28 protein-coding genes are annotated in these 24,709 nt (G+C 66.6%); 17 read left to right on the forward strand and 11 right to left on the reverse strand.

The annotated features are described in order from the left end of the window. Window positions 1-12: 12 nt before the first annotated feature. Window positions 13-228, reverse strand: a complete 216-nt coding sequence (locus VF167_04430) for a cold-shock protein (protein HEX6924647.1) — start codon at window positions 226-228, stop codon at window positions 13-15. A gap of 104 nt (window positions 229-332) precedes the next feature. On the opposite strand from VF167_04430, the gene VF167_04435 reads away from it, so the two are divergent. Next, window positions 333-1,622 (forward strand): SGNH/GDSL hydrolase family protein, encoded by a 1,290-nt coding sequence (locus VF167_04435; GenBank protein ID HEX6924648.1) that lies wholly within the window; start codon window positions 333-335, stop codon window positions 1,620-1,622. Window positions 1,623-1,693: 71 nt separating this feature from the next. On the opposite strand, the gene VF167_04440 is transcribed toward VF167_04435, so the two are convergent. Both VF167_04440 and VF167_04445 read right to left on the reverse strand, forming a co-directional pair. Then, complete coding sequence (locus VF167_04440) at window positions 1,694-1,996, reverse strand: MoaD/ThiS family protein (protein HEX6924649.1); 303 nt, start codon at window positions 1,994-1,996, stop codon at window positions 1,694-1,696. Then, the gene (locus VF167_04445; GenBank protein HEX6924650.1) at window positions 1,993-3,108 is read right to left on the reverse strand and encodes a sialidase family protein; all 1,116 of its coding nucleotides are present in this window, start codon (window positions 3,106-3,108) and stop codon (window positions 1,993-1,995) included. The genes VF167_04440 and VF167_04445 overlap by 4 nt, the downstream gene beginning before the upstream one ends. Before the next feature lie 347 nt (window positions 3,109-3,455). Between VF167_04445 and VF167_04450 the strand changes: the two genes are divergently transcribed. The 3 genes from VF167_04450 to VF167_04460 all read left to right on the forward strand — a co-directional run bounded on the left by VF167_04450 (window position 3,456) and on the right by VF167_04460 (window position 5,753). Further along, complete coding sequence (locus tag VF167_04450; GenBank protein HEX6924651.1) at window positions 3,456-3,824, forward strand: MmcQ/YjbR family DNA-binding protein; 369 nt, start codon at window positions 3,456-3,458, stop codon at window positions 3,822-3,824. 43 nt (window positions 3,825-3,867) lie between these two features. Then, on the forward strand, window positions 3,868-4,326 hold the full coding sequence (locus VF167_04455; protein ID HEX6924652.1) for a VOC family protein: 459 nt from the start codon (window positions 3,868-3,870) through the stop codon (window positions 4,324-4,326). 131 nt (window positions 4,327-4,457) lie between these two features. Next, the gene (locus tag VF167_04460) at window positions 4,458-5,753 is read left to right on the forward strand and encodes a serine hydrolase domain-containing protein (GenBank protein HEX6924653.1); all 1,296 of its coding nucleotides are present in this window, start codon (window positions 4,458-4,460) and stop codon (window positions 5,751-5,753) included. Between the two features lie 129 nt (window positions 5,754-5,882). On the opposite strand, the gene VF167_04465 is transcribed toward VF167_04460, so the two are convergent. Continuing rightward, the gene (locus VF167_04465) at window positions 5,883-6,590 is read right to left on the reverse strand and encodes a hypothetical protein (GenBank protein ID HEX6924654.1); all 708 of its coding nucleotides are present in this window, start codon (window positions 6,588-6,590) and stop codon (window positions 5,883-5,885) included. A 175-nt stretch (window positions 6,591-6,765) separates the two neighbouring features. Then, a complete protein-coding gene (locus tag VF167_04470) occupies window positions 6,766-8,058 on the reverse strand; it encodes a PmoA family protein (GenBank protein ID HEX6924655.1) in 1,293 nt (430 codons plus the stop codon). 332 nt (window positions 8,059-8,390) lie between these two features. Here VF167_04470 and VF167_04475 point away from each other — a divergent pair, with 332 nt between their 5' ends. Next, window positions 8,391-9,164 (forward strand): creatininase family protein, encoded by a 774-nt coding sequence (locus tag VF167_04475; protein HEX6924656.1) that lies wholly within the window; start codon window positions 8,391-8,393, stop codon window positions 9,162-9,164. 185 nt (window positions 9,165-9,349) lie between these two features. Then, the gene (locus VF167_04480) at window positions 9,350-9,814 is read left to right on the forward strand and encodes a nuclear transport factor 2 family protein (protein HEX6924657.1); all 465 of its coding nucleotides are present in this window, start codon (window positions 9,350-9,352) and stop codon (window positions 9,812-9,814) included. 9 nt (window positions 9,815-9,823) lie between these two features. Here the strand turns inward: VF167_04480 and VF167_04485 are convergent, their stop codons facing one another. Both VF167_04485 and VF167_04490 read right to left on the reverse strand, forming a co-directional pair. Beyond that, window positions 9,824-10,441, reverse strand: a complete 618-nt coding sequence (locus VF167_04485; GenBank protein HEX6924658.1) for a hypothetical protein — start codon at window positions 10,439-10,441, stop codon at window positions 9,824-9,826. A 3-nt stretch (window positions 10,442-10,444) separates the two neighbouring features. Further along, a complete protein-coding gene (locus tag VF167_04490; GenBank protein ID HEX6924659.1) occupies window positions 10,445-10,930 on the reverse strand; it encodes a DinB family protein in 486 nt (161 codons plus the stop codon). A 283-nt stretch (window positions 10,931-11,213) separates the two neighbouring features. Between VF167_04490 and VF167_04495 the strand changes: the two genes are divergently transcribed. The 10 genes from VF167_04495 to VF167_04540 all read left to right on the forward strand — a co-directional run bounded on the left by VF167_04495 (window position 11,214) and on the right by VF167_04540 (window position 20,930). After that, complete coding sequence (locus VF167_04495; protein HEX6924660.1) at window positions 11,214-12,062, forward strand: N-acetylmuramoyl-L-alanine amidase; 849 nt, start codon at window positions 11,214-11,216, stop codon at window positions 12,060-12,062. Then, window positions 12,043-12,243 carry a hypothetical protein gene (locus VF167_04500; protein HEX6924661.1) on the forward strand — a complete coding sequence of 67 codons (201 nt, stop codon included), beginning with the start codon at window positions 12,043-12,045 and terminating at the stop codon, window positions 12,241-12,243. The genes VF167_04495 and VF167_04500 overlap by 20 nt, the downstream gene beginning before the upstream one ends. Next, window positions 12,240-12,806 (forward strand): hypothetical protein, encoded by a 567-nt coding sequence (locus VF167_04505; protein ID HEX6924662.1) that lies wholly within the window; start codon window positions 12,240-12,242, stop codon window positions 12,804-12,806. The genes VF167_04500 and VF167_04505 overlap by 4 nt, the downstream gene beginning before the upstream one ends. 158 nt (window positions 12,807-12,964) lie before the next feature. Then, entirely contained in the window at window positions 12,965-13,603 is a 639-nt protein-coding gene (locus tag VF167_04510) for a DUF1080 domain-containing protein (GenBank protein HEX6924663.1), read from the forward strand. Window positions 13,604-13,640: 37 nt separating this feature from the next. Further along, on the forward strand, window positions 13,641-15,035 hold the full coding sequence (locus VF167_04515) for a Gfo/Idh/MocA family oxidoreductase (protein HEX6924664.1): 1,395 nt from the start codon (window positions 13,641-13,643) through the stop codon (window positions 15,033-15,035). A 32-nt stretch (window positions 15,036-15,067) separates the two neighbouring features. Beyond that, complete coding sequence (locus tag VF167_04520) at window positions 15,068-15,673, forward strand: DUF1080 domain-containing protein (protein HEX6924665.1); 606 nt, start codon at window positions 15,068-15,070, stop codon at window positions 15,671-15,673. A gap of 38 nt (window positions 15,674-15,711) precedes the next feature. Next, entirely contained in the window at window positions 15,712-17,910 is a 2,199-nt protein-coding gene (locus VF167_04525) for a hypothetical protein (GenBank protein ID HEX6924666.1), read from the forward strand. A gap of 88 nt (window positions 17,911-17,998) precedes the next feature. Beyond that, window positions 17,999-18,892, forward strand: a complete 894-nt coding sequence (locus VF167_04530; protein ID HEX6924667.1) for a phosphatidylinositol-specific phospholipase C/glycerophosphodiester phosphodiesterase family protein — start codon at window positions 17,999-18,001, stop codon at window positions 18,890-18,892. 14 nt (window positions 18,893-18,906) lie between these two features. Then, on the forward strand, window positions 18,907-19,515 hold the full coding sequence (locus VF167_04535) for a hypothetical protein (protein HEX6924668.1): 609 nt from the start codon (window positions 18,907-18,909) through the stop codon (window positions 19,513-19,515). A gap of 113 nt (window positions 19,516-19,628) precedes the next feature. Next, entirely contained in the window at window positions 19,629-20,930 is a 1,302-nt protein-coding gene (locus VF167_04540) for a GGDEF domain-containing protein (protein ID HEX6924669.1), read from the forward strand. Window positions 20,931-21,117: 187 nt separating this feature from the next. Here VF167_04540 and VF167_04545 read toward each other — a convergent pair whose 3' ends face one another. After that, the gene (locus VF167_04545; GenBank protein ID HEX6924670.1) at window positions 21,118-22,146 is read right to left on the reverse strand and encodes an ATP-dependent DNA ligase; all 1,029 of its coding nucleotides are present in this window, start codon (window positions 22,144-22,146) and stop codon (window positions 21,118-21,120) included. Between the two features lie 49 nt (window positions 22,147-22,195). Further along, window positions 22,196-22,828 carry a hypothetical protein gene (locus tag VF167_04550; protein HEX6924671.1) on the reverse strand — a complete coding sequence of 211 codons (633 nt, stop codon included), beginning with the start codon at window positions 22,826-22,828 and terminating at the stop codon, window positions 22,196-22,198. Window positions 22,829-22,932: 104 nt separating this feature from the next. On the opposite strand from VF167_04550, the gene VF167_04555 reads away from it, so the two are divergent. After that, window positions 22,933-23,622 carry a hypothetical protein gene (locus tag VF167_04555; protein ID HEX6924672.1) on the forward strand — a complete coding sequence of 230 codons (690 nt, stop codon included), beginning with the start codon at window positions 22,933-22,935 and terminating at the stop codon, window positions 23,620-23,622. Between the two features lie 19 nt (window positions 23,623-23,641). On the opposite strand, the gene VF167_04560 is transcribed toward VF167_04555, so the two are convergent. Together VF167_04560 and VF167_04565 are read right to left on the reverse strand one after the other, a co-directional pair. Continuing rightward, a complete protein-coding gene (locus tag VF167_04560) occupies window positions 23,642-24,145 on the reverse strand; it encodes a nuclear transport factor 2 family protein (protein HEX6924673.1) in 504 nt (167 codons plus the stop codon). Beyond that, window positions 24,142-24,657 (reverse strand): YIP1 family protein, encoded by a 516-nt coding sequence (locus VF167_04565; GenBank protein ID HEX6924674.1) that lies wholly within the window; start codon window positions 24,655-24,657, stop codon window positions 24,142-24,144. The genes VF167_04560 and VF167_04565 overlap by 4 nt, the downstream gene beginning before the upstream one ends. Window positions 24,658-24,709 lie beyond the last annotated feature (52 nt).

A 24,709-nucleotide genomic window follows, 5' to 3' on the forward strand; every position in this document is an offset into this window, starting at 1 on the left:
CGCGAGCCGCTTTCACTCGTTCACGGGCGCGACATTCTCCGCGCGGGGCCCCTTGGGATCCTGGACCAGGTCGAATTCCACCCTCTGCCCCTTCGAGAGCGACTTGAAGCCCGTTCCCTGAATTGCCGAGTGGTGGACGAAGACGTCCTTCCCGCCGCTGTCGGGTTTGATGAAGCCAAACCCCTTGTCGTCCATGAACCGCTCTACGGTGCCGGTCTCGCGTGCCATGCTGCGCCTCGCCTGTTCGTCGGAAAGAATGAAGCCTACCGGGCAAAGCCTGCGAGCGCGCAAGGATCGTGCGAATGCTGAAGACCCCCAACCCCTGACCCGACATGCTCAACCGACGCTCCTTCCTCCGTTCCGCGGTTCTACAATTTTGGGTCGTTATAGTCACGGTCGCTCCGATTTCGGTCGTCGACCTCGGTGCGCAGGTGCCCACGGAAGTGGGGCACTGGGTGGCAACGTGGGGAACGGCGCAGGAGCTGTATCGGCATGAGGACGCCAATCAGCCTCGGCGAGACGGGCGGCCGCAGCTCACGATCTCGAACCAGACGGTCCGGATGGTCGTGAAAACGAGCATCGGAGGAGATCGTGTCCGTTTACGAGTCGCCAACGCCTTCGGTGCTCCCACCGTGGTGATCGGTGCCGCCACGGTCGCGCGCCGCGCCTCCGGCTCCGCCATCGTCCCGGGAAGCGCGAAGGAGGTGACCTTCGGCGGCGAGCGATCGCTGGTCCTGCACCCGGGGGTGGTCGCGTACAGTGATCCGGTGGATTTCGAGGCCGCTCCGCTGGAGGACCTGGTGGTCAGCCTCTACCTCCAGGGAGACGCTGGGCGGCCCACCACGCATCCGCTCGGGCTCCACACCACCTATATCTCGGGTCCGGGTGATTTCACCGCCGCGACCGACTTCCCGGCCGACACCACCACCCAGTCCTACTACTGGCTGGCGGGTATCGACGTGTTTGCGCCCGAGGATGCCTTCGCGATCGTCGCGCTCGGCAACTCGATCACAGACGGAGCCCTTTCCACCCCCGATGCCGACCGATCCTGGCCGTCGCGGCTCGCCGCCCGGTTGGCGGCCAACGAGGACACCCGCAACATCGGCGTTGTCAACGCGGGGATCTCCGGGAACCGCGTTCTCAGCGACGGTGCGGGCGTGAGCGTGCTGGCCCGCCTCGAGAACGACGCTCTCAGCTACTCCGGGGTGAAATGGATCGTGTTGTTGGAGGGGATCAACGACATCGGAGCGATCGCCCGGGGCCCCACGAACCCGGCCGTCACCGCGGAGCGGTTGATCTGGGCGTATCGCCAGGTCATCGAACGGGCGCACGCGCGGGGAGTGCGCGTGGCCGGCGCGACGCTGACGCCGTACGAGGGCGCGGGGTACTTCTCCAAAGAGGGCGAAGAGATCCGGGCCGCCGTGAACGACTGGATCCGCAATTCCGGCGAGTTTGACGCGGTCATCGACTTCGACGCGGCCACGCGCAACCCCGAGAGCCCGACCTGGTTCCTGCCGGCCTACGACCCCGGCGACCACCTACACCCCAACGATGCCGGATACCAGCGCATGGCGGATGAGGTGGATATTTCCATCTTTGCGCCTGCCGGCGTGGGGCAGTGAGGTAGGGCGCTGCGCGGGCCTACGACCCGGCTGTTCAGCCCGCCGCAGGCATGGTCAGCCCACCGCGGGTGTCACCCCCCGGAAATCGCCCCGATCACGATAAACGGCTCCCTCCCGGCGACGATCGCCTCCGGGAGGGGCTGGTCGGGGTCGTCGTGGGAAATGTCCTCTCCGTCGGCGAAGTAGCGCAGGTACGCTCGGCGCCGTCGCAAGCCGTGTTCGCGAATGGTCCCCTGCAACATCGGGTAGATTCCCTCCAGAGCATCCAGCACCGAATTCGGAGTGGGCCTCCCCTCCACCTGCACGGTGACCTCTTCGCCGACGCCGGCGAGGCGGCGAAGGTGCGGCGGGAGCGACACGCGGATCGCGGTCACGGCAGCGTCTGCACTTCGACCGAGAGGACCGGGGGCAGGTGTTCGGCGATCGCCTGCCAGCTGTCGCCCGCGTCGGCGGAGGCGTACACCTGTCCCCCGGTCGTGCCGAAGTAGATCCCGCACTGCTCGAGCGAGTCGACGTCCATAGCGTCGCGCAGGATGTTCACGTACACGTCCTTCTGAGGGAGCCCACGCGTGAGCGGCTCCCATTCGTTCCCGCCCGTCCGGCTGCGGTAGACCCGAAGCTTTCCCTCCGGCGGGTAGTGCTCGTAGTCGCTCTTGATGGGCACCACGTAGATCGTCTCCGGCTCGTGGGCGTGTACCGCGATGGGGAAGCCGAAGTCGCTGGGCAGATTGCCGCTCACCTCCCGCCAGCTTTCCCCCGCATCGTCGCTGCGGCACACGTCCCAGTGTTTCTGCATGAACAGCGTTTCCGGTCGCGACGGATGCATTGCCAGCCGATGGACGCAGTGGCCGATCTCCGCCTCGGGATTCGGCAGGAAATCCGAGCGCAGCCCACTGGTGGCGATCTTCCAGCTCTTTCCGCCATCATCGGTGCGGAAGGCGCCCGCCGCGGAGATCGCCACGTACATCCGTTGGTCGTTCGCCGGATCGATGAGGATCGTGTGCAGGCACATCCCGCCCGCGCCCGGCGCCCAGTCGTTGCCGCGCGCATGCGTCCGCAACGCCGGAAGCTCCGCCCAGGTGCGTCCGCCGTCGGCGGAGCGGAAGAGGCCGGCGTCCTCCACACCGGCGTAGACCACCTCCGCATCGGTCGGCGAGGGCTCGAAATGCCAGACCCGCTTGAAATCCCACGGGTGCGGAGTGCCGTCGTACCACTGGTGGGTGCCCGGGTCGCCCTGGTAGGCGAAGGCGTTGCCGACCGCCTCCCAGGTTTTTCCGCCATCGTCGGAGCGCTGGACGACCTGCCCATGCCAGTCCGTCCACTGCGAGGCATAGATCCGGTCGGGGTTGAGCGGAGAGCCCTTGACGTGCATCACCTCCCACCCGCCGAAATGCGGTCCATCCACCTTCCAGTCGCGCCGGGTGCCGTCCGCGCTGATCACGAACGCACCCTTTCGCGTACCCACCAGCACACGCACACTCGCCATTCGTCACCTCGCCTTCACCAGGAGAAATCCCTGTCAAGCGGACTCCCGCCAACCTACCGGCGGCTCGTGCGCCGTCAAGGTTCTTGTAATTACAGCTTTCTTCCCGGAGGCCCGATTGCAGTTCTCCGCCTCGCGCCCGGTGGTCGTGAAACCGTGCCCGGCTCGCCGCGTAGTCCGGAGGAGCCACCTGAAGATGGCCAGGTGGGCCGGCCCAGCATACTATGCGTGAGGAGCAGGACCGATGATGAGGAAGGCGGCACTCAGATGGGCGGTCCCAGGCAAGGCAGGCCCGCCCTTCCCAAGCACGTGGGGCGACGTGCCAGGCGCGGACGGACGGAGGCAATCACGTGAGCACACGCCGCTTCTTGACGCAGCAGCAGGTTCGGGATCTGGCGCTGTCGCTGCCGGAGGCCTATGCGGATTCACACATGGGGCGACCGGACCTGAGGGTGCGGAAGAAGATCTTCGCCACCCTGCCGGAGGACGGCCTGACCGTGAACCTGAAAACGACTCCGATTGCCTTGGACATGCTGCTGCGTGACGACCCGGAGGCATTCCGCGATGTCTGGGGTGGCCGATGGGTCGGCGTGACTCTGGCTCGCGTTCCATCCGACGAGGTCGAAGCGCTGCTGATCGAAGCATACTGTCTGGCTGCGTCCCGCTCACTAGCTGCGCTGGCGCGGGAGAGGATCCCTTCGCCCTCTGAAGGATCCTGAGCCATCCTCGGCGCACGCCACACCCGCCCCCGGAGGTTGCACCATGGAGCCGAGGCTCACCGGGATGGTTCCTCTGCTGCTCGTACGCGACATGAAGGTGTCGGTCGACTTCTACAATCGCGCGCTCGGCTTCACCGTTGTGTCCGCCTCGGGTCCCGAGTACGCGCCTGGCTGGGCGCTGCTCGCGCGGGGAGGCATCGAGCTGATGCTGAACGGAGCATACGATCAGAGGAGCATTCCGCCCAGGCAGTCTGCCCGGACCGCCGGCCACGCCGACACCGCTCTCTACTTCGGCTGCTCCGACCTGGACTCCGCCTTTATCCATCTGCAAAATCAAGGGTTCGAACTCGCCCCGCCGGCGGTTACCGGTTACGGGTTCCGCAGCCTGGAGCTGCGTGATCCCGACGGCTATAGCCTGGTACTGCACTGGCCGGAGACGGAGGAGGCGAAGCGCGATTGGAGGGCCCGCTACGGCGTGCCGTTTCCGGAGCTCCCGGCCTGAGGGACACCCCACGAGAAAGCCGGTCGCGTCCGCGTTGCTCGGCACCGGCTGGCATTGTTCGTGTGACACACCGCACGTACTTTCCTCCTGCTCTGCGTCGATAGCGGCGTCCCACCCCTGATGTGACTTCCATGTCCACTTCGACTGCGCGCAGATCCAGCGCGAACCACCTCCGCTTGGCTCCGCTCGTGGTGTCGCTCTCTGCCGTCATGCTGGTCCCGGGTGCTTCCGCGCAGACGGGGGTCGAGCGGCAGCGGCTGATCGACGATGCGGCGAGGGCAAGGATCGACAGCACGCTCTCCCGGTTCGTGGACGAGGGGCTGGTGGCAGGTGTTTCCGCGCTGGTCTACGAGAGGGGCGAGGAGGTGTACTTCGGCGCGTTCGGAATGGCGGACCGGGAGGCCGGCGTGCCGATGGAGCGGAACACCATCGTGCAGATCTTCTCCATGACAAAGCCGGTCACCGGCGTGGCGCTCATGCAGTTGCACGAGGGCGGTCTGTTCGACCTGGACGATCCGCTCTCGCGCTACGCTCCTGAGTTCGCGAACGTACGCGTCTACGCCGGGCGCGACAGTGCCGGCCAGCCGGTTCTGGAGCCGCCGCGCCGCGAGATCACCATCCGCGACCTCACGCGACATACGGCCGGGTTCGCCGGCGGGGCAGATACTTCCTACGTCGGGAGACTCTACGCGCAGGCTGATCCCTTCGACCGCGAAAACACGCTGGCGGACATGGCTCGGGCCCTCGCCAGCGTCCCGCTCGTTTTCCATCCTGGCGAGCAATGGGGCTACGGTCCCTCGGTAGACGTGCAGGCCTATCTGGTTGAGAAGATGGCGGGGATCCCGTTCGCCGAGTACCTGCGGGAGCGAATCTTCCAACCGCTGGGAATGAACGAGACCCGGTACTTCGTGCCCGCGACGGATAGCGCGCGCTTCGCGGCCATGTATCGGAGAGGGCCGGACGGAGAGCTGACAAAGGCGCCGCGTGAGGAATCCCATGCCTTCAACACGCGTGAGTGGCCGCTGACGCCGGGAGGGTGGGGCCTGACCTCGACCATCGACGACTACATGCGCTTTGCGCTGATGCTTCAGAACGAGGGAGAACTGGACGGCGCGCGCATCCTGCAGCCGGAGACGGTCAGGCTGATGACCACCAATCAGCTCTCCGACTCGGTGACGGAGCGTTCCTTTCTGCCGAGCAAGGGCCAGGTAGGCTTCGGCATTGACTTCGCCGTCCGGACCCGGCCCCCGGCTTCCCCCGACGAGAATCCGGGCGAGGTCGGCGAGTTCTTCTGGGATGGCCTCGCCAGTACCCTCTTCTGGGTCGATCCCCGTAACGACCTCACCGCCGTCCTCTTCGTCCAGTTGGTACCTTTCGACCCCATCGGTCTGCACCGCAGCTTCCGCCGCGCGGTGTACGGGCCGTGATGCGCCGCCGGACGTCCCGCGGTGGACGGTCCGCTAACCTGGCCGGTCTTTGACATGTAAGAAGGCCACCCTCTCCCCGCGCGGAGAGGGTGGCCCATTCGTGATAGCTGAGCGGAGTACGGTCCTGCGTCAGTCCTGCGTCACCTTGAAATCGGTGACGATGGCGTCGGTGTTGTGGGCGAAGCGGATGCCGTACACACCGTCGGTCGACTTCAGGCGCCCAGCGGTCACCACGTCGGATTTCGGGTAGCTTCCCACGACCGTGCCGTTGATCGCACATTCCACCCTGTCGTCCTTCACGGACAGGGCGATCTGCTGCGCGACCGGCTGTCCCGGCCCGGCTGCCCGGTTCACCGCGTCGTGCGCCTCGCCGCGGCGGCCGTTCAGCTGGAAGGGCTCGGGACCGAAGCCGCGAACGATGAAGTTACCGTTTCCGTAAGCCGCGCAGTACAGGTAGCTCTGCTGGTCCGTCCCCATGTCGTTCCCGCCGATGAAGATGCCGTAGGGGTGCGGATGATCGTTGAGCGACATGTACTCGGGCTCGGTGAAGGTGGCGCTCACCGTGTAGTTCCCGCTGGCCACGTTCTCCGGGTTCCAGTATGCCACGGCCGGGCCCGTGGTGACGCGCATCCCGTCACCCTCGGGGGCCAGTTTGGCGTTCTCGAGGACCTGCCCCTGGGCCGCTTCCCTGGCGTCGATGCGGCCGGTCCAGCCGGGGACCGAGATTCCACCGTCGGTAACCGCCCGGGCAACTTCGTCCTGGCCCCGAGCGGTCCCGACCCCGGCCACGACCAGCGCGGCGACAGTGGTGACCGCGGTTCGGAATGCATGGCGCATGGTGTGTCCTCCACTGGGAAGAGTGTCTGCCCCTTGGTGATCTGCGCGCGAGCGGGCGACCTGGCTCGATCGCTCCCGCTGGCGCGCGCCGACTCTGCGTGATCCCACGTTATCCGTCACACCCAGGCCGAGCAATGATACTGATCGCGCCCGCGCTGAGGCTTAGCTCGCCGGTTTAACGCCCGTCGACGGGGCGTACTTCGACCCGCGGAGGGTCTGCAAAGTCGACCCAGAGCCGTTCCGCCCGTTCGGGTGTGATCTCGCCGTCGTAGACGAACAGCCGGTACTTCAGGTTGTACGTCTGTCCGGGCTCGAGCAGCCAGTCCTGTTCCTGGGCCGGGTTGAAGTTGATGAAGACGTTCTCGACGCCCCTGTTCTGGCCGGTCGGCCAGATGCGTAGCTGCTCAGGGTGGTTGTAGTTGCTGGGACTGGAGAGGAAAAGCACTCCGGATCGGCCTGCGGGGACGTCGGTCGCCCCGTTCACGTCGATCCAGCGCGCGCGCGTGGCGTTGCCGTTGCTCTTGTCCTTGCCCTCCGAAGTGAGCAGGCGCGAGTTGGCGTCGCCCCATTTCTCCGTGGCCCTCATGGAGAACCCCTGGTAGCGATAGGCGAGGATCTTCAGTGGCGAATTCGAAGCCGGGCTCAGGGTGGAGCTGAAATCGACGATCCACGCCTCCTGGTCGGGGCCTGGGTTCCACACCGTGACCTCCCAGATCTCCTTCAGCGCGACCTTTTCACCCTTTTCCTGGTTCCCCGCGACGTGGTCGTGCAGAGAGCGAAAGCTTCCGAAGACGTCGCCGGACTGGCGCGTCAGGACGCCGGCCGAGCGCACGCGTCCCTGGCGGCTCCCCAGGTTCCAGAAGTCCACCGTGTCTCCCTCGAACTCGGTGTGAGTCCAGGGATTCCAGATCCCGTAGTGGTGCCAGTGATCGGGCGCCTGAATACGCGTGAGCACCTCTCCCTGCGGGGAGTAGAGCGGGTGAATGAAGCCGCTGAGACTGAAGACCGGCCGTACGCCCTCCGGCACCGGCATCGGCGTGTACCGATAGGAGAGGACGGGTTTGCCACCCACCTCGATGTTCAGGTTGTTCCCGTCGTCGGCCACTGTCACCGCCGCGGACCTGTCGCTGCCGGCCGGCAGAGTGGTACGCAGCTCGAAAGTGCGGGAGGTGCCCGGCGCGGTGGTACCCGATAGAATCCAGGCAAGCTGGTCCGGGTTGCCCGGGCGGACCTGCGAGGGGACTTCGACCTCGCGGCCGCCGGTCGTTTCCACCAGGCGCAGGTCGCTGGTCGCCAGGTGCAGGGGGATGCCGGTGAGCGGGGCCGTGATCGGGGTGTTGACCCGCTCATGGTCTCCGGCGTGAACGGTGATTTCAGCCACCGTCGTGGACTGGGCTACGAGCAGCGCGGGCGCGAGCAGTGTCACGCAGGTCGCGAGCGCGGACAGAAGCCGGGAGCGTGGTTGCATGGGTGACCGAACAGGGAGAGAAGAGTTGCGAGCAGAGGGAGTACATTCGTCGCCCCTGTCGCGTTTGGCCTGAGGCGCGGACCCGAGGCCGGCACGGCGCGGGCTGCGGCTGGCACGATAGAGCCCGAGCCCGAGCCGATCAAGCCAGAGCACGTCCTCACTGCTTGCTGGGCTTCGCTGTGCCGACCGTACTCATGCCCCCACTTGCCGCCCGGCGCCGTTGACGGCAAGCTACGGGGCGATCGCGGGATCGCCGGCGCCTTACCGACGTCTGTGTCATCCGCCAGATAAATACGCCGCAGTACTGTCTCCCCTTCACCCCCTTTATGCTCGTGAGCCGATCTTACATCCTCGCCGAAACGACCTGGGGCGCCGTTCGGGAGTCCTCCTTCGACGTCGCCATTCTGCCCTGGGGAGCAACCGAGGCACACAACTACCACCTGCCCTACGCAACCGACACGATCCAGTGCGACTACATCGCGGCGGAGTCGGCTCGGAAGGCGACCGCGGCAGGCGCCCGCGTGATCGTGCTGCCCACCATCCCGTATGGGGTCCAGACGGGCCAGCTGGACATCCCCCTGTGTCTGAACATGGGGCCGAGCACCCAGGCTGCGGTGCTACGCGACCTCGCGGAATCGCTGGAGGTGCAGGGAATCCCCAAGCTGGTCGTACTGAACGGCCACGGAGGCAACGACTTCAGGCAGATGATCCGCGAGCTGCAAATGCGGCTGCGCATCTATCTGTGCCAGGTGAACTGGTACCGGATCGTGGACGGCTCGGACTACTTCACCGAGCCTGGTGACCATGCGGGGGAGATGGAAACGAGCCTGATGATGCACGCGGCTCCTGAGCTGGTACGCCCGCTCAGCGAAGCAGGGGATGGAGCGGAGCGGAAGCCTCGCCTGGCCGGCATGCGGGAGGGGTGGGCCTGGGCCCCGCGACCGTGGACGCGCATCTCGGCCGACACCGGCGTGGGTGACCCTCGTCGCGCGAGCGCCGAAGCGGGCGCGCGCTACGCTGATGCGGTCACCGACCGCATCGCCGAGTTTCTCGTCGAGCTCGCCCGCATCGATCCGGCAGAGATCTACGGAGAAGCAAACGGGTGACGTCGGCAGTGCCGGCGTTCCCGGCGACCCTCCTGCGCTCCGCAATCGAGGAAGTGTGGACATTACGTGGAGGGTGGGCGCGCGGCCCGGTGGCGGCCGCCCAGCTCGCGTGCAGGAGCGCCACGGGAGTGATGACGACAGGCGAGGAACGATCATGACCTCACCGGGGAGGGGCGATACCTTTGATGAACCGATTACGCCAGGCATTCCTACTACCGCTCGCCCTCCTGCTCGCCGCCTGTGCGGGAAGCGCCCCGCGCGGACCCATCGTGCCCGAACGCTGGGAGGCAGACCGCACCGAGATCCTCATGCGTCTCAGGGCCTCCTCCGACGCCTGGAACCAGGGTGACCTGGACGGCCACCTGGCGATCTATGTAGATACGGTGACGTTCATGACCGAAGAAGGGCCGCGGCCCGGTGTGGCGGGCGTACGCGAGGCGTTCTCCCGCACCTACTGGCGCGACGGCCGTCCGCTGCAGCGGCTCGACTTCGAGCAGATCGCGATTCGCCCGCTGGGCCCCGGCGCCGCCTTGCAGACGGGTCGGTTCATCCTATCCGGCGGCAATCGGCCGGAACAATCCGGATGGTTCACCCTGGTCTGGGTGCGTACGCAGGACGGTTGGCGCGCCGTGCACGACCACAGCGGCTGAGGAGAGCGGTCAGCGGCGGCCGGCCCTGGCGGCCTTGCCGCCCGAGTGCGACCAGAGCGCGCGCTCCACCCGCACCGCGTTCCAGTCGCCTCCCAACTCTTCCGCCCGGCGGCGGATGGCCTCCGCGTAGCGCAGGTAGTAAGGAAGCGTGAAGCCTACCTCCCCGAATCCCGGAATCTGCTCGGCGACCAGCTCGTCGAAGAAGGGGTAGGTCTCAGGCGCGGCGGCCGCGGCGACGGCGGAGGCGGTCGCCGGCCCCACCCCTTTCAGGCGCGCCAGCAGGTCAATGGGGCGGCGAGGGTCGGGGATGGCGGCCAACGCCTCCCGGCTGACCGCTACCACGACCTCCGGGTCGTTCCCTTCCACCAGCGTCAGGTTCCGGGCCCGCCACACGCCCCGAGCCATCTTCCAGCGAGTGACCCGCGCCAGCTCCTCCAGCGTGACGTGCGGCTCGGGACGGGAAGTGATCCGCGCGGGAAGCTCGAGCCGGACCCAGCGGTCGAGCTCCCCCAGCGCGGCCACACCCTGCCGATCGACCACCGCCTCGTAGCTGTCGAGCGCTTCTCTCCAGCGTGTCTCGGAGTCAGAGCGCCACAGCGGCAATCCGGAGTCGGTGTCGGTCGTCAATGATCAATCCCGCACGTAGAAGGGCGGTGGCTCGATCCCCAGGGCGCGGAGGTACACGTATCCCTGCCCCCGGTGATGGATCTCGTTGTCGATCACATACCACAGCAGGTCCCAGACCTGCGACGTGAACTGCCCGAAGATCGTCCGGGTTTCCTGGAAGACCTCGGCGGGGAGACGCGGCCACAACTCGTCGATGCGCCGGGAGTGCTCGTCCCAGAGACGGAGCAGCTCTGCTTTGTCCTGCACCTTGGGAGTTTCGTACTGCCGCGGCTGCTCGGAGGTGAGCTCCTCCAGCGTGGGCACGTCCATCGCGAGGAATTCCAGGACCAGCTCGCCGAAGGTACGCATGGGTGCCACGGCGTAAGAGAAGAGCTGATCCTCCGGGAAAGCCTCGATGACCCGGCGGGTGACCCGGCGGTGACCCTGCCAGTGGGCCAGCAGCTGCTCTGGCGTGATCACCGGTGCGGCATTGACGGCTGAATTCGACATCTTTGCCTCCCTGTCGAAGGTGATCCCCGATCTTCGGGATTTGTTCGGGGGAGGCGCAAGATAGGGGGTGGCCGGACCGGCATCAAGGGTCACGTTGGCGGTGCCACACATCTGTTTCGATCCCGGCGCGGCCGGGCTTCTGTGACGGGTTTTTTGGGGTTGGCCGGGGGGCAGGTTCGTCCACCAACGGCTCCGCCTCTGAACCGGTAGAACCGGTGGGATCCGACAGGTCAGTCGCGCGTGCTCGCCTCGTGCACTAACTTGCCCGTTGGAGGCTTCCGCCATGAGAGCAGCGGCGCTCGGTGCAATCGCGGTTTCCCTCGTCGCCAGCGGGGGACTCGCCCTGAAGTCGGCTTCGCAGTCCGGCCCCGCGGTGGATGGCAGGGCGATGGATGGGGTGTGGCTGTCTCCGGTCTCGGTGAGCGCTCCGGCGCCGGATCCGGATCCCTTCGCCGATTGGACGCGGCCGCCGGGGCCCGTGCGCATCGCACTGCAGGCGGGACACTGGCGAGCTTCGGAGGCGCCGCCCGAACAGGCGGGCCTGCGGGACAACGGCGCAAGGGTCAAGGGGATTGCGGAGTGGGAGGTGAATCTCGAGATCGCGCGCCGCACTGCGGCCCTGCTGCGCGACTCCGGGTACACCGTCGACATCCTTCCAACCACCATCCCGCCCGGATACTGGGCCGACCTGTTCATTGCGATCCACGCCGACGGTCATAACAGCTCGCGCATCTCGGGCTATCGGGCGGCCGCGCCGCGCCGCGACCGGACGGGTCAGGCGGCGACCTTCGCATCTCTGCTGGACCGCATCTACGGAGAGGAGACCGGGCTCGACTACTACGGGAGCGTGACCCGGCGGATGCGCGGCTATTATGCCTTCAACTCCCGGCGTTACCAGCACGCCCTCCATCCCATGACGGTGGGAGTGATTCTCGAGACCGGTTTCCTCACCAGCCCTCGGGACCGTAAGGTGCTGGTCGAGGCGCCGGATCGCGCGGCGCGGGGAATTGCCCGAGCAGTGATGGAGTTCGTCAGCCCGATTCCCCCCGTTCCATCTCCCACTGTGACCCGCTCGCTGAACGTCGGCCTTCAGAGTCTCGATTCCACTCGCTATGCCCACGAAACTCGATAAGACATTGAAGCGGGAGCTGGAGATCGACGGAGAGAGCTACACTCTCACGATCGATCCGCAGGGGCTGAAGCTCACGCGCAAGGGGAGGCGCAAGGGGCACGAGCTCACCTGGCGGGCGCTGGTCTCCGGAGAAGCCGCGCTCGCCACGGCGCTGAACGCGTCGCTGGAGGCCAATCGGTGAGGTCCGGCCAGCTGCGCGTACGGGAGCCGGTGCGCACCCTCGCACTCGTGCTGGTTGCCACGACTCTCTCCGCATGCGCGCCGGATCCGGAGCCCGAAGCCGAGCCTCGCGCAGCCGAGCCGGTGGTCGGTGCCCTACCTTCGCGCACGGAATTCGTCGACAATGGCCTGCTGTTCGTGCCAGAGGACCGGGCTTCGCTCCAGGTGCGGTTGGGTCCCCCGGACAGCGTCTCACAGAAGGTCATTGCGAACCGCCACGTGCCCGGCGTGAGGGATACCATCTTCATCTATCACTATCCGCAGATGACTGTCGGCTTCCATCACCCGGGCGGTGGTCGGGACTTGTTGTCGAGCGTGGAAGTGCGTTCGAACGATCACCTGCGCTATCCGTTGCTCGGGCTCACCAGGGACGCCATCGACGGTGCTTTTGGCGCCCCCGACGAGGCCTCGGACAGTTCGCTCACCTATTACTGTACGTCGTGTATCGCCGGCGACGATCCGGTAGAGATCGTCTTCGTGAACGGCGAGGCGCGGCGAGTGAGGTTCTCCTATTATGTAGACTGACGAACCCGCCGGGAGACGGCCCCGCGCGGCACTTCGCAGATGACCCGCGGCGAGCGGTCGTCCTGCCCGGCGTCGTCGATCCCGTATGCTTCCCGGCTCCGCCGCACCTGCCCGCGGATCGCATCCTTCGACCTCGACCAACCCAGCACGGAGGGGAGATGAAGCTCTTCGGCATCGTATTCATCGCGCTCGGGCTCACCGCCTGTGCCGCCACCGGTCAGGAAGCACGCAGCCTCTTCGACGGCGAGAGCCTGGAGGGGTGGGAGCGAAAGGCAGTCCATGGCGGCAGGGGCGGCCTCTGGACCGTCGAGGACGGCGTCATTGTAGCCAACCAGGAGCCGGACCATACCGGCGGCCTTCTCGGGACCCTCGAGAGCTTCTCCGACGTGGAGGTCGAGCTCGAGTTCATGGCCGATGATCCCGTCGACACCGGTCTCTTCCTCCGCACGCGCGAGGATGGGATGGGCTACCAGGTGACGATCGATGTGCGTAGCGACGGCTACGTCGGGAGCCTGTACGCCCCCGCGGAGGGCGGCTTCCTGGTGCAGTACGAGAACTGGCGCGACCACTATCGGCCGGGAGAATGGAACCACCTCCGCGCCCGTATCGTCGGCCAGCCGGCGCACATCACCGCCTGGCTGAACGGGGTGCAGACCTTCGATTACCAGGACAGCGAGGAGCGCTATCCGCCAGAGGGGTACATCGGCTTGCAGGTCCACGGCGGAGAGGGCTCATGGGGTGCGGAGAATCGCGCCCGCTTCCGCAACATCCGGGTCCGGCCTGTCGAGGCTCCGTGACCGCATCCATTTCACCCATCCCCATCGAACCAGCATCATGAGCGACAAGAGAACGTCCCGGCGGCAGTTCATCCGGCGAGGTGGATCGCTCCTAGCCGGCGGTGCCGTCAGCAGCATGCTGGCGAGCGAAGCGGCGGCCGCCGGACGCGTCATCCCGATCGAGGTGCCGGAGCGAGAGGTGCGGCGTTACTCGAAGCAGGACACGATCCGGCTGGCGACCATCGGCGTGGGGATTCAGGGATCGGGGGACACCAACACCGCCCTGCGCGTCCCCGGCGTCGAGCTGGTGGCGGTCGCGGACGTCTACGACGGCCGCCTCGTGCGGGCGAAGGAGGTCTGGGGAAACCACCTGTTCACCACGCGGGACTACCGGGAGATCCTGGCGCGGGAGGACGTGGACGCGGTCATCATCGCCGTACCCGACCACTGGCATGCCCGCATAGCGATCGACGCCATGAACGCGGGCAAGGACGTCTACCTCGAGAAGCCTATGGTCCAGAAGGTGACGGAGGGCCATGAGGTAATCGAGGTCCAGAAGAAAACCGGTCGCGTGCTGCAGGTCGGCAGTCAGCGGGTCAGCTCCATCGTCTACGCCAAAGCAAAGGAGCTGCTCGCCAGCGGCGCGATCGGGCCGGTCAACTTCATCGAGGCGCGGTACGACCGGAACTCCGCAATTGGAGCGTGGCAGTACTCGATTCCGCCCGACGCCAGCCCGCAGACGGTGGACTGGGATCGCTTTCTCGGCAACGCGCCGAAGCGCCCCTTCGAGCCGATCCGCCTCTTCCGCTGGCGGAACTATCAGGACTACGGCACCGGCGTCCCGGGCGACCTGTTCGTGCACCTCTTCTCGGGCATCCACTTCGTGCTGGACAGCAACGGGCCGACGCGCGTGATGTCCACCGGGGGGTTGCGCTACTGGCTCGACGGCCGCGACGTTCCGGACGTGATGGTGGGGATCTACGATTATCCCGAGACTGCCAAGCACCCCGCGTTCAACATCAACATGCGGGTGAACTTCGCCTCCGGCGACGGCGGAGGGCAGTCCTTCCGCTTCATCGGACCTGACGGGGTGCTCACCATCGACAATCGCGTCACGCTCCAGCGGGCGGCCAAGGAGACCGAGCCCGGACACACCGCATACACCTTCTCACGCGAGATCGAGGAGGCAGTGATCCGCGAGTACCGTGAGCGCTACCCCGAGAAGGAGCCGGTGGTACGGCCGGAGTATACCGAGGTCTACGCTCCGCCCTCGGGCTACAGCGACTCTCTCGACCACTTCGAGGTCTTCTTCGACGCCGTGCGCAACCGCAAGCCAGTAGTCGAGGACGCGGTATTCGGCTTCCGCGCCGCGGCCCCCTCGCTGCTCACGAACATGAGCTACTTCGAGAAGAAGGCCGTCAACTGGGACTCGGAGGCAATGAAGGTCGTCTAATGGGAAGAATACTTTTGATCCTCCTCGGTATAATGCTCCTTCACCCGCCTGGCGCGGCGTCCGGACAGCAAGAGTGGCGCTCGCTGTTCAACGGCACCGACCTGACCGGCTGGGGCGGTGACGTGGACGGCTACACGGTGGAGAACGGGGCCATCGTCTGCCTCCCGGACGGGGGTGGCAACCTCTACGTGGACGGTGAGTTCGACGATTTCGTCCTGCGGTTCTCCTTCCGGATGGAGCCAGGCGGGAACAACGGGGTGGGGATCCGTGCGGAGCGCGGCAAGGATGCGGCGTATTATGGGATGGAGATCCAGATCCTGGACGACTACGCCGAACAGTATAATGAGCTGAAGCCGTGGCAGTTCCACGGGTCCATCTACGGGGTGGTGCCGGCGCGCCGGGGGGCGCTGAAACCCGCGGGGGAATGGAACGAGGAGGAGATCCGGGCTGAGGGCTCCCGCATCACCGTCACGCTGAACGGCACCGTGATCGTCGACGCCGATATCCGCGAAGCGGCCCGGAACGGGACGATAGATGGTCGCGAGCACCCGGGCCTCTTCAACCGCAGCGGGGCCATCGGCTTCCTCGGCCACGGCAGTCGCGTCGAGTTCAAGGACATCCGCATCCGCGAGCTGTAGCGGACCTGACCGCAATCAACTCAGAACGGAGCCGCACGATGGTTGATCAGACCAGCAGGACTCCTCCGTTTTCCCGGATCCGGAAGATCCGGAAGGCACTCTCCTTCCGGTGCATCCCCTTGGCAACTGCCCTCGTCATGGGGGGGTGCGTGGGAGCCGACGCTGCCGGGGGCGACCTCGAGATCGACCCGGATGACATCGGTGGCACGGTCACCGGACCGAACGGACCGGAGGCGGGTGTGTGGGTCATTGCTCACACGACGGACCTACCCACTCCCTTCACCCGGATCGTCGTGACCGACGACGATGGGCGGTATGTGATTCCGGACCTGCCGGACGCAGAGTACGAAGTCTGGGTGCGGGGCTACGGGTTGGTGGATTCCGAGAAGACGCAGGCACGTCCGGGGGCAATGCTCGACCTTACGGCCACTCCAGCCCCGACTCCCCAGGCAGCAGCGGAGTACTATCCCGCCGGGTACTGGTTCTCCCTTATCGAAGTGCCGTCGGCCGACGAGTTTCCTGGCACCGGGCCTTCGGGGAACGGGATCAACGCCGACATCGAACAGCAGGCGGATTACATCCGCACCATTAAGTCGGGCGCGTGCACGTCGTGCCACGCGCTGGGCTCGCCGGGGACGCGACGTATCCCGGAAGCGCTTGGCACCTTCGCGTCCTCGGAGGAGGCATGGGAGCGGCGCTTGATGTCCGGGCAGGCCGGCGGATCGATGATCGGCACACTCAACCGCCTCGGTCGCGAGCGCACTCTGCGGATGTTCGCCGACTGGACGGACACCATCGCCGCCGGGGCAGTGCCTCCGGCGCCACCTCGGCCCGAGGGGGTCGAGCGCAACGTGGTCATCACCATCTGGGACTGGGCCGATCCCAAGGCGTATCTCCACGATCTCGTCTCTACCGACCGCCGGAACCCCACGGTCAACGCGAACGGGCCGCTGTACGGTGCACTGGAAGCGAGCGCCGACTACGTCCCCGTGCTCGATCCGAGCACGCACACTGCGAGCAAGATTCCGCTCGCGCCGCGTGACCCGAACACCCCGGTTGCGTCCGGTCCACCGATGGCCCCGTCGCCGTACTGGGGGGAAGAGGCGATCTGGACCAGCCGTACGAACGTACACAACCCGATGCTCGACGAGCGGGGCCGCCTCTGGTTGACCGCCGCCGTGCGGCCGCCGGAGAATCCCGACTATTGTCGCGAGGGATCGGATCACCCCTCGGCAGCCCTGTTCCCGCTCGAGCGTTCGTACCGGCACCTGGCCATGTACGACCCGGCGACGGGCAAGACGACGCACATCTCCACCTGCTTCAGTACGCACCACCTGATGTTCGCCGAGGATGAGAACAACACGCTGTGGACCAGCGGCGGCGGTCAGGTCGTGGGGTGGCTGGATGTCAAGAAGTTCGAGGAGACGGGCGATGAGGCGGCTTCCCAGGGGTGGACGGCGCTGATCATGGACACCAACGGCAACGGCCGCCGCGACGAGTATGTGGAGCCGGACGAGCCGGTGGACCCGACCAAGGACAAACGCTACGGAGGGGCCTTCTACGCGGTGGCTCCGGCACCGGATGGATCGGTATGGGGAACTCAGCTGGGCTTCCCGGGCGCGGTGATCCGCCTGGACCCCGGCGACAACCCGCCCCACACCGCGCTCGCGGAGGTTTACGAGCTGCCGATGCGCGACGGCATCCCGATGGAGGGCTTCTCTCCCCGCGGCGGCGACGTGGACCGCAACGGCGTTTACTGGGTAGCGCTCGCTAGCGGCCACCTGGCGAGCTTCGACCGGCGCAAGTGCAAGGGTCCACTCAACGGCCCGCAGGCTACCGGGCAGCACTGCCCAGAAGGCTGGACCTTCTACACCGAGCCGCTGCCGCAACTGGGCGGTGTGGAAACGCCAGGCAGCGCGGAGGCGAGCTATTACACCTGGGTGGACCAGCACAATACATTGGGGCTTGGCGCCAACGTGCCGATCAACACGGGCAACGCTTCGGAGGCGCTACTGGCTCTCGTGGACGGGGAATGGGTGGTGTTGCGTGTGCCCTACCCCACCGGCTTCTACACCAAGTGGATGGACGGGCGGATCGACGATCCCGATGCCGGATGGAAGGGTCGCGGCGTGTGGGCGACGATCAGCACTCGCGCTCCGTTCCACATGGAAACCGGCAAGGGAACGACGAGCAAAGTGCTGAAATTCCAGATACGCCCGAACCCGCTGGCCAATTAGCTGCATGAGCGAAGGGGCGCGCCGTGAGGCGTGCCCCTTCGCCGCGGTGGCGTCGGGAACGGAACCCGCTCCCTACGTGCCTGAATCGATGGAGAGAGTTTCTGCTTCGCGATCCTCTTCCTCGCGCCCCGTCTGGCGAAGCCGAACGGCTCGAGCCGCCCTCTTCTGCATTTCACTGCTGGCCTTTTCGAGTGCCGCCACCGCCCTCCCGCAAGGCGGAGATTCCGACCCCGACCCGCTGCTGCGGGCGCACGCGCACAACGACTACCTGCATGCCCGTCCGCTTCACGACGCGCTCGAGCACGGCTTCAACAGCGTCGAGGTAGACGTGCACCTCGTGGGAGACGAACTGCTCGTCGCCCACGACCGCGAAGAGGTGGATCCTACCCGCACGCTCGAGTCGCTCTACCTGGCGCCGTTGCGCGCCCGCGTGGCCGGTCGTGACGGTGCGGTCTATCCCGGGGCACCGCCCCTCCTCCTCCTGATCGACATCAAGAGCGGGGCGGAGGATACCTACGCCCGCCTCCATCCTCTGCTGCGCAGCTATGCCGACATCCTGACCTTCACAGTGGGGGACATCGTGGTGGAAGGCCCGGTGCAGGCGGTCATCTCCGGCAACCGGCCGAAAACTGCGCTGCTGGCGGCGCCGGTGCGCTTCGCCGCCTACGATGGCCGCCTCTCGGATCTGGAGGAAAACGCTTCGCTTCCCCCATCGTTCATGCCGTTGATCAGCGACTCCTGGGACCAGGTCACCGACTGGAACGGCGAGGGACCCCCACCGTCGGAGCTGCGCGCCCGCCTCGAAGAGCTGGCGGCTCTGGCGCACTCCCAGGGGCGGCGCATCCGCTTCTGGGGTGCCCCGGATCGGCCAGAGGTCTGGGAATTGCTTCACGAAACCGGCGTCGACCTCATCAACAGCGACGATCTGGAGGGGCTGAGCCAGTTCCTCTCGGAGCGCGAGGATCGCGAGGACGAGGGGTGAGCCCGCGTTCCAGAATGCCATCGGGTGTCGGGCGCCGCCTTCAGGGGCTGCTCGTGCTCGCCGCCGGAACCGCACTCGTCAGCGGGTGTGGGGACCGTCGACCATCTCAGGGTGCGCATACTGAAAACGCCGATACGACGGTCGCCGTGCCGGACGGCTTCGATCCGGTTCCCGATTCGCTGCCTGAGCCGCAGATCGCACTGGTCGATACTTCCATAGAGCCGGCAGTAGCGGGACAGGACGGGTGGATGTACAGCCGCTCGGCTGAGGCTGACCTGGACAGTGACGGAGAGCTGGAAAGGGTCGTGCTCATGGCGCGAGCCGAGGTAAGGGATGGGCGACCGCTATGGGATGACGGGCAGCCGTGGCAGGTGTACGTGGAGGAGTCGGATGGGAGGCGCACCTATCTCTACTCGCGGTACGTTCAGCTTGGCAGCCCCACCCTGCGCATCGGGTTGGAGCAACAGGGTAGACCGCCGAGCCTGATCCTGCTGGAGCATGTACCCGATCGTGTGTCTTTTTACGAGATAGTGTACGAGGGGCCGGGATCGGCGCGGGCCATCGCCCACCTGGAACGGATGGTGGATCCCACGGGGGAGCTGGCCAGCCCTGACCTGCCGTGACCGGAGGAGTCGGTCCTGCACTCTCGGACCGTGCCGCCCCCGCGATACGAGGATGATCGCGTCCGCGGATCACCCACACCCCATCCGACCCGTAGTCGATCGCAGATCAGGCATTGAAACGCACGATTTCCCCGCGGGTGGCACTGCGGTCGGAGGATCCGACCACCCTCGAGCTTCTGCGCCGACCGGAGGTCCTCTATTCGGCCGCCCTTTTTCTCGCCGCAGTTTTCTCGCTGTCGCTGGCATTCGACTGGACGGGCGAGTCGGCGTCCGAGCGCACAGGCGCGTCCGTCTTCTTTCTGCTCTACGGACTGCTGACGATCACCACGGGCTACCACCACCCGAAGATCGGTCACGTCTCCTTCGACCGCGTCTCCCAGGTGGCGAGTATCCTGGTCCTCGGACCGGTGCAGGCCGCTCTCGTGAATGGCCTCGCTTCGTTGATCTATCCCTGGCACCGTCTCTGGAAGGGGTTCAGCCTCGCGCAGGTGATTACTGCCTCGCTGAACAATTCGGGGCTGATGACCCTGATGATCCTGAGTTGCGGGCTGATCTACGAAAAGCTGGGTGGGCAGGTGCCGTTGACCACGCTCGACTGGACGGCCGCGCTGCTCCTGCCGCTGCTGATCCTTTCCATGCAGGTGGTCAACGAGGTCGGCATGGGACTGCACCTCCTGCTCAGGGACGGGTACTGGGACCGCTACCTCAACCGCTTCGTGCTTTGCCTGGAGTCAGGGGCGGGGATGGCCGCGGTGATGGTGGCGATCATCTTCAACCGCATGGAGCTGCCCGTCATCGTGCTGATGCTGGCCGTGGTCACCACCGTCATGGGGGTGGTCACACAGTTCGCGCGCATGCGGCTCGAGCTGGAGACCATCATCGCCGATCGAACGCGCGTCCTGCGCGAGAAGACGGCGGAGCTCGAGCAGCTCGCCATTCGCGACCAGCTCACCGGGCTCTTCAACCGGCGGTATGTTGACGAGTATCTGGACGGGCGCATCGAGGAGTTCGTGCGTTACGGGAGGCGCTTCGCGGTGGCGCTTATCGACCTTGACCATTTCAAGCGCATCAACGACCAGCATGCGCACGAGGTGGGTGATGAGGTGCTCAGGCGCGTGGCGAAAATCTTCGCCGATCGCTGTCGCGATACCGATGTGGTCGCCCGTTATGGCGGCGAGGAGTTCCTGCTCTGTTTCCCCGAGGCTTCCGCGGAGGAGGTGGCGGAGATCTGTGAGCAGCTGCGCATGGCCATCGCGTCACACGACTGGGACAGTCTGGCACCCGGCATTACCGTCTCGTTGAGCGCCGGCGTGGCCGAGATGCGCGCCGGGCTCGGCCGCAGCGCGCTGGTCAACGCCGCCGACCGCAAGCTGTACGAGGCCAAGCGCGGAGGGCGGAACCTGGTGAAGTTCTGATCTCAAGGAGTGCCGATCAGCCTGTAACCACAGAAGCCACCGAGGATTACGCGGAGGGAGCAGAGGGCAAAAAGCCTCGATGCAGGATTTCGGATTTTGGTAATTCGTAATTGTCCGACCTCCCGTCCTCCGCGCCCTCCGCGGTTTCCTCTCCGGGATGCCTGTGGTTGCGCGGCCATTGGCCAGCTCACAGCATCTTCAAGGCGTTCGCCCCCTCCTTCTCCACCTGATCCATCAGGCACTGGGTCGGTGCTTTGTCCGGGCGCCAGCGTACGAAGCGGGTGCCGTGACGAAATCGGCCCTGGTTGAAGTGATCGTACTCCACCTCCACGACCAGCTCGGGGCGCAGCGGCTCCCACGCCCCCGTCCCCTCCTTTCGCCAGCGCGACTTGCCCACAGGGGCACGACCTCCGAAGCCCTCTCCTCCGCGTAGAGGCTCGAGCTTCTCGCGCGCCTCCTTCTTCTTCTCGGCACTCAGTGCCGAACAGAACCCCACGTGGTGTAGCCGGCCGTCCGCGCCGTAGAGGCCGAGCAGGAGCGACCCGATCTCGTTCCCGCTCTTGCTCCACCGGAACCCGCCCACTACGCAGTCGGCCGTCCTCGTCCGCTTCACCTTCACCATCGCGCTGCGATCCCCGGAGGCGTACGCCGCATCAGCACGTTTGGCGATGACCCCATCGAGACCACCAGCCCCTTCCTCGAGCCACTTGCTGGCGATCGCGAAGTCGTCGGTAGAAGGGGAGAGATGCAGGCGTGGCGACTTCTTCAGCGCGCTGCGGGCGAAGCGCTCCAGGGCCTGCTTACGCGCGCGGAGCGGCTCACCGGTGAGGTCCTCTGCCTTTGCATCGACCAGCAGGTCGAAGCAGATCAGGTCCGCGGGTGTCTCGGTCGCCAGGAGCTTCACCCGAGAGGCAGCCGGATGGATCCGCAGGAGCAGGTCATCGAAGGAAATCGCCCCGTCGACGGCAATGACGATCTCTCCATCGAGGACGAATCTGGGCGCCCGCGTCGCCTGGATCGCCTCCACCACGTCGGGGAAATAGCGCCCGAGGGGCTTTCCCGCCTTGGAGCGAAGCTCCACCCGGTCTCCGTCACGAAAGGCGAGGCAGCGGAATCCGTCCCACTTCGGCTCGTACAGCCAGTCGTCGCCGCGCGGCAGCCGGGAGGCCGTCTCGGCCTCCATCGGCGCGTAGTCGAACGGGATGGGGAGCGTCACGCCCGCCTCCTCCTGGATCAGAGTTGCCCGGCGGGGCCGCAGCGGCCGCTCAACAATCTCCTCGCGGCGGGGCGACCCCCGCCCCCCTGCGCCGTGCCCGGCTCAGCATCGCCCCGAGGACCGGCCTGTACTCGAGCTCCACTCCCTCCGCGGCGGCGCGCAGCAGCAACGATCCGCGCTGCATGTCGCCCATCCCCGCGAAGAGGGGCGGAAAGACGAGGCGCTCGCCGAAGACGCGCGTCAGGGGCGCGATGTACTTGTCGCTGGCGACGCTCCCCAGCAGAACGAAGTGGGCGCCCTCCGGGGCCGAGGCACGGAGGCGCTCCGCGTCCTCGAGCAGCGGCAGGTGATAGCGCGGATTGCGCAGGTCGATCGGAATCTCCGCGAATTCCCTCAGCAGCTCCGGCCCCGCGGGCGTGTGGGGCGAAAGCAGCCCGCGGCAGGGAGTGATCACCAGGGTGCCCGGCACACTCCCGCCAGGATTCTCGAAGCGCTGTGAGTAAGCCATCTTTCCGCGGAAATACAACCCGCTGAGGAAAGCGAAGATCTCACCGAGCGGCGCACCTGCCGGGGAGCGTAGACGCACCGCGAGGTCGAACGCGGCGTCAGGCCGGGTGAGCAGCGACGCGCGCTTGCCGCCGCAGTGGGCCGGCGAGAGAAGGAAGATCCGGGGTCTCGACATGCTCGCCGCCGGGCGCAAGGTTCCGGCCAGGGCCCGGCTCCGGCCTGTCTCTTGCTTCGGCCGCGCCGCGCTGGCACCTGACGAAATCGAACGCTGGAGAGGTCATGTCTCACTCGGTCCTTTTTGCCCGCGCTCTTGTCGCTCTTCCGCTCGCGTTGATCGTCGCGGGGTGTGCCGATTCCCCTGAATCGGGAGGGGCATCGACCGATAGCGGCGATTCGGCGGTAGCCGTTGCTCCCAGCCCCGATTCGCTGGCCGACACCGCCAGTCATCCGTCGGCAGCGGGACCGGTCGAGCGTTGGGCCTCGCGCCTTCCGGAGGACGCGCTCGTGAGGGGAAGTGCCTGTCCTTTCGAGTGCTGCATGTACGGCGAGTGGGAAGCAGAGAGCGACATCGCCCTCGTTAGCGAGCCGCGGGAGGGGGCGCCGGCGAGCGGGCGTCTCGCCGCGGGGACCGCGTTCCAGGCCGATACCGGCTTCGTGCGCATCGCTGAGGTAGCCCTGATTGCGGTCACCGACACCGTTACCCCCATGGTCGACCGATCGCTGGCGCCCGGGGACACGCTGGTCCTGCTCGATTACATCGGGGAAGGCAGCTACAACGCCTGGCTGGACGGAGAGTTCGTGGAGGTCTCGGATTTCTGGAGTAGCGCGACCGACCGACCGCGCGGAGAGATGATCGGCGAGCATCGCACCGAATGGTGGGCGCACGCTGTGGCGCCCGACGGAACCGAGGGGTGGTTCCGCGCGGACGCCCCGGGAGTGGAGCTGGGAGGGGTGGACGCCTGCGGCTGACCTGAGCGCCCCACCGGAATCAGGCGGGGCAGGCAGGCCGTCGGGTGTCGACCACGTGCAGGATCTTCCAGCCGTCGGGGGTTCTGACGAGTTGCATGGCGTTCACCCCGCAGTGGGAAAACTGTTCGCCCAGATGGAAGCGGTAGTCCATCCAGGCGGTAGCCAGCGGATCGTCGACGCGGACCTCCAGGTTCTCGATCCGTTCATCCCACATCGCGTCGTGCGGGGCCCCCACCGCGCGAACGAAATCATCGACGCTTCCTTCCTGCAGACGCGGCTGACCCGACTGGATTCCTGAAGTCAAGAGCCGCGCGGTCGGATGAAAGGTCGATCGCACCATCGTGCTGTCGCCCAGACGCATCCCATCGAAAAGCCGCTGGATGACGGCGCGCACCTCATCCTCGGCCGCATCCTGCGCTTGCGCCTGGCCGGGTAAGGTCAATCCGAGGAGCGCCAGGGCGACGAGAACGCCGCGCCTGACGCCGGGCAAGGCACCCGCGCGGGAGCGGGAGCGCGTGCTCATAGTGCCAGGGGAGAGAGCAACACGGCCACCACCACCATCGCGAGCCAACCGAGTACTGCGGTCAGGATCGCTTTTCCGGTGCTGAAATCGAGAGCCTGGCGGAGCGCGATGATCCCTGCGATGAGGATCCAGATCGCCACCGCGAAGCGGACGAACACGCCCAGGAAGGGGATGATCCCCAGGACGTACAGTACACCCGGCGACTGCGCGAAACCGATCGTCCGCAACAGCTCGCCCCAGGTCGCGGTGCCACCCAGCAGCTTGTCGCCGATGAGGTAAGTGATACCCGCCCAGAGGAGCCACCCCACGATCGCGGCCAGGAGCCCTCCGATGATTCCCGGCCCGCCCTCGCCTGCGCCTCCGATCGCACTGGCGATTGCCACGATCGCCACAACGATTGCGGCCTGGGTGGTCGCGGTGGAGTCCGCCTCCACCTCCTCGTAGGTATTGACGTCCAGCATCGCCGCGCCCTTCATGCGGCTCAACACGCTCCCATCCGAAACCGTGGCCATAGCAACACTCCTTTCTCGAGAGTGAGCCGGCGGTGCGCCCCGCTGCCGCACC

This window comes from Longimicrobiaceae bacterium, assembly GCA_036375715.1.
In the GTDB taxonomy this organism is placed as follows: domain Bacteria; phylum Gemmatimonadota; class Gemmatimonadetes; order Longimicrobiales; family Longimicrobiaceae; genus DASVBS01.

Excerpts from the sequence above, each read along its gene's own strand:
- VF167_04460 (HEX6924653.1), top strand. The coding sequence starts at position 4,458 with ATGTCCACTTCGACTGCGCGCAGATCCAGCGCGAACCACCTCCGCTTG.
- VF167_04515 (HEX6924664.1), top strand. The coding sequence starts at position 13,641 with ATGAGCGACAAGAGAACGTCCCGGCGGCAGTTCATCCGGCGAGGTGGA.
- VF167_04550 (HEX6924671.1), bottom strand. The coding sequence starts at position 22,828 with ATGTCGAGACCCCGGATCTTCCTTCTCTCGCCGGCCCACTGCGGCGGC.
- VF167_04535 (HEX6924668.1), top strand. The coding sequence starts at position 18,907 with ATGCCATCGGGTGTCGGGCGCCGCCTTCAGGGGCTGCTCGTGCTCGCC.
- VF167_04445 (HEX6924650.1), bottom strand. The coding sequence starts at position 3,108 with ATGGCGAGTGTGCGTGTGCTGGTGGGTACGCGAAAGGGTGCGTTCGTG.
- VF167_04480 (HEX6924657.1), top strand. The coding sequence starts at position 9,350 with ATGAACCGATTACGCCAGGCATTCCTACTACCGCTCGCCCTCCTGCTC.
- VF167_04430 (HEX6924647.1), bottom strand. The coding sequence starts at position 228 with ATGGCACGCGAGACCGGCACCGTAGAGCGGTTCATGGACGACAAGGGG.
- VF167_04560 (HEX6924673.1), bottom strand. The coding sequence starts at position 24,145 with ATGAGCACGCGCTCCCGCTCCCGCGCGGGTGCCTTGCCCGGCGTCAGG.
- VF167_04525 (HEX6924666.1), top strand. The coding sequence starts at position 15,712 with ATGGTTGATCAGACCAGCAGGACTCCTCCGTTTTCCCGGATCCGGAAG.
- VF167_04455 (HEX6924652.1), top strand. The coding sequence starts at position 3,868 with ATGGAGCCGAGGCTCACCGGGATGGTTCCTCTGCTGCTCGTACGCGAC.
- VF167_04530 (HEX6924667.1), top strand. The coding sequence starts at position 17,999 with ATGGAGAGAGTTTCTGCTTCGCGATCCTCTTCCTCGCGCCCCGTCTGG.
- VF167_04555 (HEX6924672.1), top strand. The coding sequence starts at position 22,933 with ATGTCTCACTCGGTCCTTTTTGCCCGCGCTCTTGTCGCTCTTCCGCTC.
- VF167_04520 (HEX6924665.1), top strand. The coding sequence starts at position 15,068 with ATGCTCCTTCACCCGCCTGGCGCGGCGTCCGGACAGCAAGAGTGGCGC.
- VF167_04500 (HEX6924661.1), top strand. The coding sequence starts at position 12,043 with ATGCCCACGAAACTCGATAAGACATTGAAGCGGGAGCTGGAGATCGAC.
- VF167_04565 (HEX6924674.1), bottom strand. The coding sequence starts at position 24,657 with ATGGCCACGGTTTCGGATGGGAGCGTGTTGAGCCGCATGAAGGGCGCG.
- VF167_04490 (HEX6924659.1), bottom strand. The coding sequence starts at position 10,930 with ATGTCGAATTCAGCCGTCAATGCCGCACCGGTGATCACGCCAGAGCAG.
- VF167_04435 (HEX6924648.1), top strand. The coding sequence starts at position 333 with ATGCTCAACCGACGCTCCTTCCTCCGTTCCGCGGTTCTACAATTTTGG.
- VF167_04465 (HEX6924654.1), bottom strand. The coding sequence starts at position 6,590 with ATGCGCCATGCATTCCGAACCGCGGTCACCACTGTCGCCGCGCTGGTC.
- VF167_04470 (HEX6924655.1), bottom strand. The coding sequence starts at position 8,058 with ATGCAACCACGCTCCCGGCTTCTGTCCGCGCTCGCGACCTGCGTGACA.
- VF167_04495 (HEX6924660.1), top strand. The coding sequence starts at position 11,214 with ATGAGAGCAGCGGCGCTCGGTGCAATCGCGGTTTCCCTCGTCGCCAGC.
- VF167_04510 (HEX6924663.1), top strand. The coding sequence starts at position 12,965 with ATGAAGCTCTTCGGCATCGTATTCATCGCGCTCGGGCTCACCGCCTGT.